The organism is Pseudomonas sp. BBP2017 (assembly GCF_003024385.1).
Classification (GTDB): domain Bacteria; phylum Pseudomonadota; class Gammaproteobacteria; order Pseudomonadales; family Pseudomonadaceae; genus Aquipseudomonas.
This window is the reverse complement of the sequence record NZ_PVZN01000006.1, coordinates 172,454-186,355: the sequence shown is the minus strand read 5'-3', so window position 1 is coordinate 186,355 and position 13,902 is coordinate 172,454. Positions and strand designations below refer to the sequence as shown.

General features: G+C 60.4%; 12 protein-coding genes. 6 read left to right on the top strand and 6 right to left on the bottom strand.

Annotated elements, in window-relative coordinates; translation table 11 throughout:
* Positions 1-2 precede the first annotated feature (2 nt).
* Entirely contained in the window at positions 3-1,532 is a 1,530-nt protein-coding gene (locus tag C6382_RS10700; protein WP_107024463.1) for a PLP-dependent aminotransferase family protein, read from the bottom strand.
* Positions 1,533-1,622: 90 nt separating this feature from the next.
* On the opposite strand from C6382_RS10700, the gene C6382_RS10695 reads away from it, so the two are divergent.
* From C6382_RS10695 to C6382_RS10685, 3 genes are read left to right on the top strand one after another with little or no spacing between them, the layout of a single operon-like run.
* Positions 1,623-2,252, top strand: coding sequence for an FMN-binding negative transcriptional regulator (locus C6382_RS10695; RefSeq protein WP_107024462.1), 630 nt, complete (start codon positions 1,623-1,625; stop codon positions 2,250-2,252).
* Between the two features lie 11 nt (positions 2,253-2,263).
* The gene (locus C6382_RS10690; protein ID WP_107024461.1) at positions 2,264-2,710 is read left to right on the top strand and encodes a GNAT family N-acetyltransferase; all 447 of its coding nucleotides are present in this window, start codon (positions 2,264-2,266) and stop codon (positions 2,708-2,710) included.
* 16 nt (positions 2,711-2,726) lie between these two features.
* Entirely contained in the window at positions 2,727-3,401 is a 675-nt protein-coding gene (locus C6382_RS10685; RefSeq protein WP_107024460.1) for a GNAT family N-acetyltransferase, read from the top strand.
* 77 nt (positions 3,402-3,478) lie between these two features.
* Here the strand turns inward: C6382_RS10685 and oadA are convergent, their stop codons facing one another.
* The gene (oadA, locus tag C6382_RS10680) at positions 3,479-5,287 is read right to left on the bottom strand and encodes a sodium-extruding oxaloacetate decarboxylase subunit alpha (RefSeq protein WP_107024459.1); all 1,809 of its coding nucleotides are present in this window, start codon (positions 5,285-5,287) and stop codon (positions 3,479-3,481) included.
* An 11-nt stretch (positions 5,288-5,298) separates the two neighbouring features.
* Positions 5,299-6,714, bottom strand: coding sequence for an acetyl-CoA carboxylase biotin carboxylase subunit (locus C6382_RS10675; RefSeq protein ID WP_045186243.1), 1,416 nt, complete (start codon positions 6,712-6,714; stop codon positions 5,299-5,301).
* 203 nt (positions 6,715-6,917) lie between these two features.
* Here C6382_RS10675 and C6382_RS10670 point away from each other — a divergent pair, with 203 nt between their 5' ends.
* A complete protein-coding gene (locus tag C6382_RS10670) occupies positions 6,918-7,865 on the top strand; it encodes a LysR family transcriptional regulator (protein ID WP_178082765.1) in 948 nt (315 codons plus the stop codon).
* Here C6382_RS10670 and C6382_RS10665 read toward each other — a convergent pair.
* A complete protein-coding gene (locus tag C6382_RS10665; protein WP_107024457.1) occupies positions 7,807-8,025 on the bottom strand; it encodes a PA3496 family putative envelope integrity protein in 219 nt (72 codons plus the stop codon). The two genes, C6382_RS10670 and C6382_RS10665, sit on opposite strands and share 59 nt — an antisense overlap.
* 116 nt (positions 8,026-8,141) lie before the next feature.
* Positions 8,142-9,008 carry a transcriptional regulator HexR gene (gene hexR, locus C6382_RS10660; RefSeq protein ID WP_045186245.1) on the bottom strand — a complete coding sequence of 289 codons (867 nt, stop codon included), beginning with the start codon at positions 9,006-9,008 and terminating at the stop codon, positions 8,142-8,144.
* Between the two features lie 104 nt (positions 9,009-9,112).
* Between hexR and zwf the strand changes: the two genes are divergently transcribed.
* Both zwf and C6382_RS10650 read left to right on the top strand, forming a co-directional pair.
* Positions 9,113-10,555 (top strand): glucose-6-phosphate dehydrogenase, encoded by a 1,443-nt coding sequence (zwf, locus tag C6382_RS10655; RefSeq protein WP_107024515.1) that lies wholly within the window; start codon positions 9,113-9,115, stop codon positions 10,553-10,555.
* 85 nt (positions 10,556-10,640) lie between these two features.
* Entirely contained in the window at positions 10,641-10,964 is a 324-nt protein-coding gene (locus tag C6382_RS10650) for a hypothetical protein (RefSeq protein ID WP_107024456.1), read from the top strand.
* Positions 10,965-11,001: 37 nt separating this feature from the next.
* On the opposite strand, the gene C6382_RS10645 is transcribed toward C6382_RS10650, so the two are convergent.
* The gene (locus C6382_RS10645) at positions 11,002-13,860 is read right to left on the bottom strand and encodes a bifunctional diguanylate cyclase/phosphodiesterase (RefSeq protein ID WP_107024455.1); all 2,859 of its coding nucleotides are present in this window, start codon (positions 13,858-13,860) and stop codon (positions 11,002-11,004) included.
* Between the last annotated feature and the right edge of the window lie 42 nt (positions 13,861-13,902).

The window sequence follows — 13,902 nt, the reverse complement described above, 5'->3', positions numbered from 1 at the left end:
CGTCAACCACGCCAGGCACGCCGCAAGCGTGCCAGGGCGTCGGCAATCCGCGCTTCGTCCACTGCAGCGAAGCCCAGCACCAGCCCCGCACGGTTATCCACAGGGGTAGTCGAGTCAGGCAACCAGTAATCGCTCAGGGCATTGAGTTCGACGCCAACAGCCTCGGCCTGGGCGATCAGCTGTTGCTCGCGGGCATGGCTGTCGACATCAATCTTCACGTGTAATCCCGCCGCCACCTCCGGCATTGGCCCCAGGCCCGGGATATCCACAGGCCAGCCTGATTGCAATGCATTGCGCCGACTCAACGCAGCGCGCCGCACCCGGCGAATGTGCCGTTGAAAATGCCCCTGGGCCATGAACTGCGCCATCACCGCTTGCGTGCCGACCTCCGAATGCCTGACCGCCAGCGCCCGGCAACGCGAGAAGGCTTGCACCAACTGTTGCGGCAGCACCAGATAGCCCAGGCGCAACGCGGGAAAGGCAATCTTGCCGAACGTGCCGACATACAACACCCGCCCGCTACGATCCAGCGCCGCCAACGGGGCCAACGGCGCCCCACTGTAGCGGTACTCGCCGTCGTAATCGTCCTCGATGATCCAACCATCCTTGCGCTGCGCCCAGTCCAGCAACTCCAGGCGCCGGGCCAGGCTCATGGTGACCCCGGTGGGATACTGGTGCGAAGGGGTCACATAACTCAGACGACAGTGCGCCACGTCATAGAGGGCAGCGCAGTCCAGCCCTTCATTGTCGACAGCAATGCCGCGCACTTGCGCACCGGTCAGGGCGAAGGCATTACCGGCGGCACGATAGCCGGGGTTTTCCACAGCCACCACGTCGCCCGACTCCAGCAGCAACTGTGCACAAAGGCTTATCGCCTGCTGCGCACCACTGGTGATCACAATTTGTTCAGCAGTGCAGGAAAGCCCACGCGATCGACGCAAATAGGTGGCAATCAACTCACGAAGCTCGGTTTCCCCCGCCGGATCACCGTAGCCCAGCGCTGCAGGATCCGGATTGCGCCAGAATCCCGCCTGCAGCTTGGCCCAGACGTCGAAGGGAAACAGATCGAGCGCCGGTAAACCGACACGGAACGCCCGCGGCGGGCCGCTTTTCGGCACGGGTAAATGGTACTTTTCCAGCCGCTCCAACGGGCCATTGTGGATAACATTACTGGATAAAATCTCAGTACTTTCAAGCGATTTTGTGGATAACCCTGTGGAAAAACCCAGGGATAACCCTGTGGATATTTTTGTGGATAGTTTTGGCAACTGACTCACATAGGTCCCGTCGCCGACCCGGCTCTCGATATAGCCTTCGGCGTACAGCTGGTCATAGGCACGCACCACGCTGTTGCGCGACAGTGCCAATGCCGCGGCCATGTCACGGGTGGCCGGCAAGCGCGTACCGCTGCTCAAACGACCATCCAGCACGCGCAGGCGCAGCGCCTGGTAAAGCTGACGGCTCAGCCCCTGGCGGCGGTCAAGAACAATACCCGTAGGGTCGAACGGCAATGCGAAAGGACGCACGTTCATGACAATGGACCTATCAAATTAGCTGGAAATGGCTCTTACCATAGACCAATAGCCTGCCTAGGATTGGACCATTCGCCAAGGACAATCCTCATGTTCACACCTTCGAGCTACAAGGAAACCGATCTTTCCCAACTGCACCAGCAGATCGAGCAGACCCGCTTGGCAGTGCTGGTGACACTGGGTGAACAGGGCCTGCAGGCCAGCCACCTGCCCCTGTTGCTGGACCGCAGTCAAGGCAGCAACGGCACCCTCTACGGGCACTTTGCCCGCGCCAACCGGCAATGGCAGGAACTGGCCAACGGTGCCGAGGCCCTGGTGGTGTTTGCCGGACCCGACGCCTATGTCAGTGCCGGTTACTATCCGAGCAAGGTCGAGGATCCGCGCACCGTACCGACCTGGAACTACCTGGCCGTGCATGCCTGGGGCAAGGCCGAGGTGTATCACGACGCCGAACGTCTGCTGGAGATCGTCCGGCGCCTGAGCGACCATCATGAACAGACTCAAGCCAAGCCGTGGTCAGTGGATGAAGCGCCCGCCGATTACATGGCTGCAATGCTCAAAGCGATTGTCGGCTTTGCCCTGCCCATCGAGCGCCTGCAAGGCACCCGTAAACTCAGCCAGAACCGTTCGGCCATCGATATCGAAGGTGTGCGTACGAGCCTGGCCAACAGCACCGACCCTCTGGACAACCAACTGGCCGCAGTGATGCGCCAATCTTGAAGGAATCTCACATGCCGACCGTTACGATCCGCCCGGTTACTGCCAATGACCACAGCGTCTGGCTGCCCCTGTGGCAGGCCTATCAACGCTTCTACGAGACCCGCATTGGCGATGAGGTGACCGCCGTGGCCTGGCAGCGCATGCTCGCCCCTGATGAGCCGACCAATGCCGCACTGGCCTGGGTCGATGGCAAAGCGGTGGGCATGGTCCACTGGATCTATCACCGCTCGAACTGGAGCATCGAGAACTCGTGCTACCTTCAGGATCTCTATGTCCAGAATGAGCAACGTGGCCTCGGGATCGGCCGCCAGTTGATCGAATACGTCTACGCTACGGCGAAGGAAGCAGGCTGCGCCAAGGTTCACTGGCTGACCCATGAAACCAACGCCACCGCCATCCGCCTTTACGAGCAGGTCGCAGAGCGGCCCGGCTTCATCCAGTTTCGCAAACCGCTGTAAGCCCTGGAGCCTTTACATGAGTGCATCGTTGAACTGGCACCCGGCCAAACGCCCGCAACCGACACCCCTGGTCGGGCGCTTCATTCGCCTGGAAAAGCTTGATCCGCGCCGTGACCGCGAAGACCTCTGGCAGGTATTCCAGGGCCCCGACGCCGACCCGAAACTCTGGGATTACCTGGCCTACGGGCCATTCACCGAGCGTGAAGACTTCGACCACTGGCTCGACAGCAATGCGGCCAGCAGCGATCCGTTGTTCTACAGCGTCATTGACAGCAGCAACGGCCAGACACAAGGCATCCTCAGCCTGATGTCGATCGTTCCCGACCAAGGCCGTATCGAAATCGGTCACATTGCCTTTGGCGCTGCCATGCAGCGCACACCCAAAGGCACCGAGGCTGTCTACCTGCTGGGCAAGCTGGCATTCGAACTGGGCAACCGGCGCCTGGAGTGGAAGTGCAACAACGACAACGTCCGTTCCAAACGTGCAGCCGAACGCTTTGGCTTCAGCTTCGAAGGGGTGTTTCGCAAGCATATGGTAATCAAGGACAGGAATCGCGATACGGCCTGGTTCTCGATTACCGATGATGACTGGCCGGCGATTGCGGCGGGGTTTGAGCGCTGGTTGGGGGAAGACAATCAGCGGCCAACGGGCCAGGTGCAAACACTGGAAGCCTGTCGCGCGGCCCATTGATACATGAATGCAAGCGTGAAAAAAAGGGGAGCATACGCCCCCCAGAGGTTAACCGCTTGTAGATGAAGGCCTGAAAATCAGCCCTCGATCTCGATCAGGATTTCGCCCGGGTTGACCCGGTCGCCCTTGGCCACGTGGATGGCGGTGACCTTACCGGCGATGGCCGCCTGGACTTCGGTTTCCATCTTCATCGCTTCGGTGATCAGTACCGGCTGGCCGGCCTTGACCATGTCGCCTTCCTTGACCAGCACATCGACGATGTTGCCTGGCATGGTGGTGCTGACATGACCGGGTGCACTGGCCTGCTTGCGCTTGCTGCCGCCGCCGCCGACGAATTCGTTGAGCGGTTCGAACACCACTTCTTCCGGCATGCCGTCGATCGACAGGTAGAAGTGACGCTTGCCTTCGGCCTTGACGCCCACACCGGTAATGTCAACGCGGTAGGTTTCGCCGTGGACGTCGATGACGAACTCGGTCGGTACGCCTTCACCACCGGCCGACGCCACCGCGCCAGCTTCTGGAATCGGCAGCAGCACTTCAGGGGCCAGGGTGCCGGCTTCGCGTTCTTCGAGGAACTTGCGCCCGATTTCCGGGAACATGGCAAAGGTCAGCACGTCTTCTTCGGACTTGGCCAGGTTGCCGATATCAGCACGCAGCTTGCTCATTTCCGGCTTGAGCAGGTCTGCCGGGCGCACGTCGATGACTTCTTCGCTGCCGATTGCCTGACGGCGCAGGTTCTCGTCGACCACACCCGGGGCCTTGCCGTAACCGCCTTGCAGGTACAGCTTCACCTCGTTGGTGATGGTCTTGTAGCGCTCGCCAGCCAGCACGTTGAAGAACGCCTGGGTACCGACGATCTGCGAGGTCGGGGTCACCAGCGGCGGGAAGCCGAGGTCTTCACGCACCCGTGGGATCTCGGCCAGCACTTCATTCATGCGGTGGAGTGCGCCCTGCTCCTTGAGCTGGTTGGCCAGGTTGGAAATCATTCCGCCCGGTACCTGGTTCACTTGCACACGAGTATCGACAGCGGTGAACTCGCTTTCGAACTGGTGGTACTTCTTGCGCACAGCGTAGAAGTACAGGCCGATTTCCTGCAGCAGCTCAAGGTCCAGACCGGTATCGAACTCGCTGCCCTTGAGCGCCGCGACCATCGACTCGGTACCTGGATGGCTGGTACCCCAGGCAAAGCTGGAGATCGCCGTGTCGATATGATCGGCACCGTTCTCGATCGCTTTGAGCTGGCACATGGCAGCCAGACCGGCGGTGTCGTGCGAGTGGACGAACACCGGCAGCGACTGCTCGGCCTTCAGCGCCTTGACCAGTTCGCCTGTGGCGTACGGGGTCAGCAGGCCAGCCATGTCCTTGATCGCCACCGAGTCGCAGCCCATGGCTTCCATCTGTTTGGCCTGAGCCACGAAAGCATCGATGGTGTGCACCGGGCTGGTGGTGTAAGCGATGGTGCCCTGGGCGTGCTTACCGGCGGCCTTGACCGCTTCGATGGCCACCCGCAGGTTACGCACGTCGTTCATGGCATCGAAGATGCGGAATACGTCGATACCGTTGACGGCGGCCTTGGCCACGAAGGCTTTGACCACATCGTCACTGTAGTGGCGATAGCCCAGCAGGTTCTGACCGCGCAACAGCATCTGCAGACGGGTGTTCGGCAGCGCTGCACGCAGTTTACGCAAACGCTCCCACGGGTCCTCCTTGAGGAAGCGCACGCAGGCGTCGAACGTCGCGCCACCCCAGACTTCCAGCGACCAGTAACCGACCTTATCGAGCTTGTCGCAGATCGGCAGCATGTCTTCGGTACGCATGCGGGTGGCCAGCAGGGACTGGTGGGCGTCGCGCAGGATTGTGTCGGTTACAAAGATTTTCTTGGACATTATGGGATTCCTCACAGGCCTGCGTGGGCGGCAATGGCGGCAGCGATGGCCAGGGCCAGCTCTTCGGGTTTGCGCTTGATCGAGTAGTTGGTCAGTTCCGGATGGCTTTCAACGAAGCTGGTATTGAACTGACCGCTGCGAAATTCCGGATTGCGCAGGATTTCCTGGTAGTAGGCGGCAGTGGTCTTCACCCCTTGCACGCGCATGTCGTCCAGGGCCCGCAGGCCGCGGTCCATGGCTTCTTCCCAGGTCAGCGCCCAGACCACCAGTTTCAGGCACATGGAGTCGTAGAACGGTGGAATGGTGTAGCCGGTGTAGATCGCCGTGTCGGTACGTACACCGGGACCGCCGGGTGCGTAGTAACGGGTGATCTTGCCGAAGCTGGGCAGGAAGTTGTTCTTCGGATCTTCAGCATTGATCCGGAACTGCAGGGCAAAGCCGCGGTGCTGGATATCTTCTTGCTTGACCGACAGCGGCAAGCCCGAAGCAATACGGATCTGCTCGCGAACAATATCGATACCTGTGATTTCTTCGGTGATGGTGTGTTCCACCTGAACCCGGGTGTTCATCTCCATGAAATACACTTCGCCATCGGCGAGCAGGAACTCCACGGTACCGGCGTTCTCGTAGCCCACCGCCTTGGCTGCGCGCACCGACAGGTCACCGATATAGGCGCGCTGTTCAGGGGTCAGTTGCGGGCTTGGGGCGATTTCGATGAGCTTCTGGTTACGGCGCTGGATCGAGCAGTCGCGCTCGAACAGATGCACAACGTTGCCGAAGCTGTCACCGAGGATCTGCGCCTCGATGTGTTTCGGATTGACGATGCATTTTTCCAGGAACACTTCTGCCGAACCAAAAGCCTTGGTCGCTTCGGAAATTACCCGCGGGAATGCTTGCTCCAGCTCTTCGCGACTGTTGCAGCGACGAATACCGCGACCGCCACCGCCGGAGGTGGCCTTGAGCATCACCGGATAACCGATACGGTCACCCTCCTCAAGCGCTTCATGGATGTCGGCAACGTTGCCTTCAGTGCCCGGGGTCACCGGCACACCGGCCTTGATCATGCTGCGGCGGGCTTCGGTCTTGTCGCCCATACGACGAATGACTTCGGCGGCCGGACCAATGAATTTGATCCCACGTTCAGCGCAGATGTCCGCAAGTTCAGCGTTCTCCGACAGAAAACCATAACCGGGATGCAAAGCATCACAACCGGTTTCCACTGCCAGGTTCACCAGCTTGCGCGGGTTCAGGTAGCCGGCCAGGGGCTCGGCACCAATGCTGTGGGCCTCATCGGCACGCTTGACGTGCAAGGCATGGCGGTCGGCGTCGGAGTAGATCGCCACGGAGCGAATGCCCATTTCGGCGCAGGCACGCACGATCCGAACAGCAATTTCACCCCTGTTGGCGATCAGGATTTTTTTTATCACTGGAGTATTCCCAAGGCCGCTAGAACAAACGAGCCGGCAACGCCGGTCGGCGCGTGACCAATCGTCGCTGGCCAGTCGCATCTTTACCCTAGCGCTGTCTCTGAATAAACAAAAATCAATATTTATTAGGGCGTGCATTAGCAAAAGCTTATAGTGCTGTTACAAGGTTTTGCCGGGATGTGGAGAAAATGCGTAAGTCATTGATGCGTATGACATTGCGTCAGTTGCAGATCTTCAATGAGGTCTGTGATTTGCGTTCCTACAGCCGCGCGGCCGAGGAGATGAACCTCACGCAACCCGCCGTTAGTCTACAGATCCGCCAGCTCGAAGAACTGGTGGGGCAGCCGCTGTTCGAGTACGTCGGCAAAAAACTCTACCTGACCGAAGCTGCCGAAGCCCTGCAGCGCGCCAGCCGGGACATCTTTGGCCGCCTGGAAAGCCTCGATATGCAGCTCTCCGACATGCAGGGCTCGCTTCAGGGGCAGCTGAAGCTGGCGGTCGAGTCCAGCGCCAAGTACTTCGTCCCACACCTGTTCGCCGCCTTCAAGCGACTGCACCCTGAGGTCAATCTTACCCTCACAGTGGTCAATCGGGCCCAGGCCATCCGTCGCCTCTCGGACAACCGTGACGACCTGATCATCATGTCCATGGTGCCTCAGGACATGGGCCTGGAATTCCTGCCGTTCCTCAACAATCCGATTGTCGCCGTGGCACCGCCGGATCATCCTTTGTGCAAGCTGGAAAAGCTGCGTCTGCAGGACCTGGAGCCGCATACCCTGCTAGTTCGTGAACAAGGCTCGGGCACCCGCAAGGCGTGTGAGGAGTACTTCAAAGACAAGCGCGTGCACTTCACCCAGACCCTTGAGGTCGCCTCGGCCGATGCCCAGCGCGAATGTGTGATTGCCGGCCTGGGCATTGCCCTGCTGACCCGTCATGCGCTGAACCTGGAACTGGCTACCGGCGTGTTGCGCGAGCTGCCGGTCGAAGAGCTGCCGCTGTACCGCAGCTGGTGCGTGGTGCAGTCCAAGGCCAAGCGGCAATCACCGGTGGCCTTGGCCTTTCTTGCCTTCATCCGCAGCGAACGAACGCAAATCAGCGGGCTTGTTGAGCGTTTTTCGGGGCGTTTGCCGCCGATACCTGCCATACGCTGATGGCCTGCAGTTCGGGGTAATCGGCGATTTCCTGAAGCAAGCGACGTTGCTCGGAGTAGCTTTCGATCGCGCGGCGGAACTCCATGCGGCGCTGGTCTTTCTCCTGCTGCTTGCGGGATTTGGCGTTGGGTTGATACGAGCCATCGAGTTCACGAGCCATTGCATATCTCCCTGATCGAGTGCGGGAGCTTCAGCCTGACAACGCGACATTACGATTTAGCGGCGCACCAATGACAAATCAATGAATCGGCAAACCCGCTCCTACCGAGGTCCAGATCAGTCGTCCATCGCCTTCACCGACTTGGGTGACAGGCGCAGGCTGCGCAAGCTGCGTTTGACGCTCTTGAGGTGATTGACCAGGCTCGGACCACGCGCCATGGCCACGCCCATGGCGAGCACATCGATCACCACCAGGTGGGCAATGCGCGAGGTCAGCGGGGTGTAGATTTCCGTGTCTTCGTGTACGTCGATCGCCAGGTTGACGGTCGACAACTCGGCCAACGGTGTCTGGCTCGGGCACAGGGTAATCAGCGTTGCACCGCTTTCACGCACCAGGTTGGCGGTGATCAGCAGGTCCTTGGAGCGCCCTGACTGGGAAATGCAGATGGCCACATCACCCGGCTTCAGGGTCACCGCCGACATTGCCTGCATATGCGGGTCCGAGTACGCAGCCGCCGTAAGCAGCAGACGGAAGAACTTGTGTTGGGCGTCAGCCGCCACTGCGCCGGACGCGCCAAAGCCATAGAACTCGACACGCTGGGCCTGGGCCATGGCCGAAACCGCTCGCTGCAGGGCCTGAGGGTCGAGGTGCTCGCGCACTTCCATCAGGGTATGCAGGGTGGTATCGAAAATCTTCAGGCTGTAATCGGCGACCGAGTCGTCTTCATGAATGGCGAACTGGCCAAAACTGGCACCAGCCGCCAGGCTCTGGGCCAGCTTGAGCTTGAGGTCCTGGAACCCGGAACAACCGATGGCTCGGCAAAAGCGCACGATGGTCGGCTCGCTGATACCAACGCTGTGGGCAAGATCGGCCATGGAGCTGTGCATGACGGCTGCGGGATCCAGCAGCACGTGATCGGCAACTTTGAGTTCCGATTTGCGTAGCAGATGGCGCGACTGGGCGATGTGTTGCAACAGATTCAAGGGCAGGACTCGGTTATGATCGACTGACCGGGTTGTAGCTTTCTTGTAGTTATACTACATGACCGGCGACCCGCCCAGCTAAACGAACCAGGAGAGTGGTGGTATTGACTATCCCTTGCGACATTATGGTGTTCGGCGGCACCGGTGATCTGGCCCTGCATAAACTGCTTCCGGCGCTCTATCACCTGTATCGCGAGGGCCGCCTGCACATCGCCGTGCGCATCATCGCCCTGGCCCGGCGCAACCTGCCACGCAGTGAGTATCTCAAGCTCGCCGAACGCCGCTGCCGGGCACAGATTGCCCGCAACGACTTTGACGAGGATGTCTGGGCGCGTTTCTCCGCACGTCTGGACTACTTCGCCATGGATGCCGCGCAAAGCGCCGACTTCGGTCGCCTGGCCCGTTTTCTCGGCGAACCGGGCGGGCTGACCCGGGTCTATTACCTGGCAACCGCGCCGAACCTGTTCGTACCCATCGCCAACCACCTGAAAGTTGCCGGCCTGGCCGAAAGCGAAGCACGCATTGTCCTGGAAAAGCCCATCGGCCATTCACTGGAGTCGGCTACCGCGATCAACCAGGCGATCGGCGCGGTGTTCGACGAGTCGCAGGTGTTTCGCATCGACCACTACCTGGGCAAGGAAACCGTGCAGAACCTCATGGCCTTGCGCTTTGCCAATGCCCTGCTGGAACCGGTGTGGCGTAACAACCAGATCGACCATGTACAGATCAGCGTGTGTGAAAGCCTCGGCGTAGAGAACCGCGGCGCTTACTACGACCGCGCCGGGGCGACCCGCGACATGCTGCAGAACCACCTGCTGCAACTGCTCTGTCTGGTGGCGATGGAGCCGCCCGCGCAATTCGAGGCGGAAGCGGTACGTGACGAAAAGGTGAAGATCCTCAAGGCCCTCAAGCCCATCGGCGGCCAGGACGTGCAGGACAAGACCGTGCGCGGCCAATACAGCGCCGGCAAGATTGGTGGCCAGGAAGTTCCTGCCTACTACTTCGAGAAAGATGTCGACAACGACAGCGATACCGAGACCTTCGTCGCCGTTGAAGCGCATATCGACAACTGGCGCTGGGCCGGCGTGCCGTTCTATCTGCGCACTGGCAAACGCCTGGCCAAACGTTCGTCGCAGATCGTCATCCAGTTCAAGCCCGTACCCCATCGCCTGTTCGAGGGCGATCAGGCCAACCAGCTACTGATCCAGCTGCAGCCAGACGAGCGCATCAGTCTGCAGATGATGACGAAAACGCCCGGCAAAGGTATGCGCCTAGAGCCTGTCGAGCTGAACCTGAACCTTGCTCAGGTATTCGGTCAGACCCGGCGCTGGGACGCTTATGAACGCCTGCTGCTGGATGTACTGGAAGGCGACTCGACACTATTCATGCGCCGTGACGAGGTCGAGGCGGCCTGGGCCTGGATCGATCCGATCCTCAATGGCTGGCAGGAACACTTCCAGGCGCCCAGGCCCTACCCGGCCGGCTCCAACGGACCGGAGCAAGCCCATAGCCTGCTGGCGCGCCAGGGTAGCGCCTGGCACGGCTGAAAGCCTTCCAGCTCCACTGAACACCTCGATAACCAGAAGATGGGTTTGCAACATGCGTTGCAAACCATCATCGAGGAATCAAGACATGAGCATCAAAACCAGCGACTGGAGCATTCAAAACGACCTGATGCCGGGCATCGGCGGGGGACGTTTTCGAGTACGCGGCACCATCACCGTCGCCCACCCAGGCATTACCCCTGTATTGGTAAAACCCGCTCTTCAGGACAAATCCTTTGCCTTGAACCTGGAGCTTAAGCTGGTGCAGGAAGACGGCATCTTCACCCAGGTGCAGACCGATAAAGAGGTCTGCTTCGAGATGTCTGGCGATCACAGTTACATCCCCCGCGTGAATGTACTGCATGATGGTGAGCACCTGACCACCATCAAAAAAATCATCACCACCAACTGACGCGTAAAACAGCAGGCCTGTGCCCGGGCGCAGCCTGCTAGCCGATCAGCCGGGTCATGCTTCTTCCCAGCAGATCGCGCAATGCACCGGCATCCACAGGTTTGCTGATCAGGTAACCCTGCACCTCGTCACACCCCTGCTCACGCAGCAAGGCTAACTGCTCCGGGGTTTCCACACCCTCGGCAACCACTTTCAGTTCCAGGCTCTTGGCCATGGCAATGATCGCCCGGGTAATGGCGGCGTCTTCACTGCCTTCGTGCAGGCCGCGGATGAAGGTCTGGTCGATTTTGACGTAGTCCACCGGGAAGCGCTTGAGGTAGCTGAGCGATGAATAGCCCGTGCCGAAATCGTCGATTGCCAGCTTGACCCCGAGCTCATGCAGTTGCTGAAAGGTCGTAATAATGTGCTCGACGCTGTCGAGTAACTGGCTCTCGGTCAGTTCCAGTTCCAGCAGGTGCGGTGCCAGGCCGCTTTCCTCCAGGACCTGGCGCACCAGGCTGACCAGTTTTCCTTGACGCAACTGATACACCGACAGATTCACCGAAACACGGATCGGCGCCAACCCCTGGCGCTGCCATTCGCACGCCTGCCAGCACGCCTGACGCAGGACGAATTCACCAATGGGGGCGATCAACCCGGTCTCCTCGGCCAGGCCGATGAACTCACTCGGTGGCACCATGCCCCATTGCGGGTGCTGCCAGCGCACCAGCGCCTCGGCCGCGAGCAGCTGCCCTTTGCGCAGGCACAGCTTGGGCTGGTAGTACACCAGCAACTGCCGCTCCTCGATGGCCTTGCGCAAGTGGTTCTCCAGTTGCAGGCGCTCGAGGGTGCTGGCACGCAGGTTCTCGGTGTAGAACTGAAAGCTGTCACCGCCCAGATGTTTGGCATGCTGCTTGGCCATGTCGGCCTGGCTGACCAGCGCGCCCAGGTCGAAGGTGGCCTCGGACAACAAGCTGATGCCTACCGAAGCACTGATCACCAGCTCATGGCCATCCAGGCGCTGCGGCACACGCAGCTTGTCCAGCAGACGCGTGGTCACCCGTACCAGGCTGGACAGATTGTTGTAGCCATCGAACAGCACGGCAAACTCATCGCCAGACAAGCGCGCCACGGTGTCGGCCTCCGGCACGGCGTTGGCGATGCGCTGGGCCATCTTTTTCAGCAGTTGGTCAGCCTGCTCATGCCCCAGGCTTTCATTGAGCAACTTGAAGCGATCCAGGTCGATGTGCAGCAACGCCAGGCTGCGGCCGTTAAGCCGGACCCGCTGCCCGGCATCGTGCAGACGCAGGCGGAATAGTGCACGGTTGGCCAGCCCGGTCAGTTCATCGTAATGCGCCAGGTAGCGCAGGCGCTCCTCCGACTCACGGCGTGTCGACAAGTCGGTGAAGAAGCCAACAATATTGCTGAGCGTGCCACGCGCATCACGCACCCCGTTCAGCTGCAGCCATTGCGGGTACAAGTCACCATTCTTGCGTGCTTCAACCAACTCACCCTGCCAGCGCCCCTGCTGCTCCAGAGCCTGTTCAATGGCCAGGCTATGGCGTCGCGCATCACGGCTGCAGGGCAGCTCCAGGGCGTTGCGTGAGAGCAGTTCTTCACGGGAGTAGCCAGTAACTTCGCAGTACGCCTGATTGACGGCCAGCAGTACGAAATTCGGATCAAGAATGGCAATACCTTCGCTGGCCGCCTCAAACACGGTGGCCGCCAGACGTTGCTGTTCTTCCTGAGCCTTCTGCGCAGAAACATCGCGGCGCGTGCCAAGCATGCGCACGACCTTACCATTGGTGCCGTGCTCAACCGCCCGGCCGCGGTCTTCAATCCAGCACCAGTGCCCCTGGCTGTGGCGCACCCGGTATTCGACCCGGTAATCCTCGCTGCGCCCTTTGAGGTGCTCGACCAGCGTGCGGCGTAACAACGGTAAATCGTCTGGATGCAGGCGCGGCTTGAGGTCATTGCGTACGCTGCGTACCTGGGCCGGCTCCAGGCCGAACAATTCACGTAGCTGGGTATGGTGGACCTCATCGGTTTCCAGGTTCCAGTCCCACAGCCCCAACTCACTGGCCTCCAGAGCCAACGCCAGGCGCTGCTCGCTTTTGCTTAGTGCATGGTTGGCCTGATTGACTCTCGACTCCAGGCCGACCTGGGCCTCACGCAATTGCTCCTCGATCAGACGCCGCTGTTCAACTTCGCCGGCCAGTGCCTGATTAAGCCGCTCGCTACGGCGCTGAGCCGTCTGCAGGTGTTCGATCAGTGCCTGGTTCTGAAAGCGCTTGAGCAGGCCGCCTTCGATCAGCCGATTGACCTGCCAGGCCACCACCAACAAGGCGCCCAACAAAATCAGGCCAAGCCAGCCCCAGCCTTGATGCTGCTCGTCGCCACTCCAGAATAAAAAAGCGATGGGAGGCAGCAGACAGGGCAAGGTAAAACTGAGGAAAGCCGGCAGGCTGACGGCATAGGCGATACTGGCGGACAGGGTCGCCGCCCCCAGCAGGCCGAATACCCAGGCCTGCTGCACAAAGTTATCCACAGGGACCAGGGCAATCGCGGCGCTGGCCAAGGTCAGGCCACTGAACCCCGATCCCAACAAAAACATACGCCACCAGGTCGGCCGAGCCTGGCGTTCGGGCATGGCCGAATCAAACGCGGCCACCTGGATAACCCGCAGGGCCACCAGCGCCATCAACCAGACCACCCAGACGCTGACCTGCAGGTAGCGCGCCGGGCTCCAGAGCAGCCAGGCACAGACCAGACCATTGAGCAGCATGAACAGCGTGGGCAGCAGCGAGCCTTGATAGAGCAGACGGGTGCGCTCTACCGCCAGTTGCGTAGAAAATTGCTTGCGAATACTCCCGCGTGTCTGCAGTGGCACGCCGACGGAGCCGGAACCAGATGTCATAGGCAGTGTTCTTGTAATGGTTAGCCCTAAACGTGCACGGAG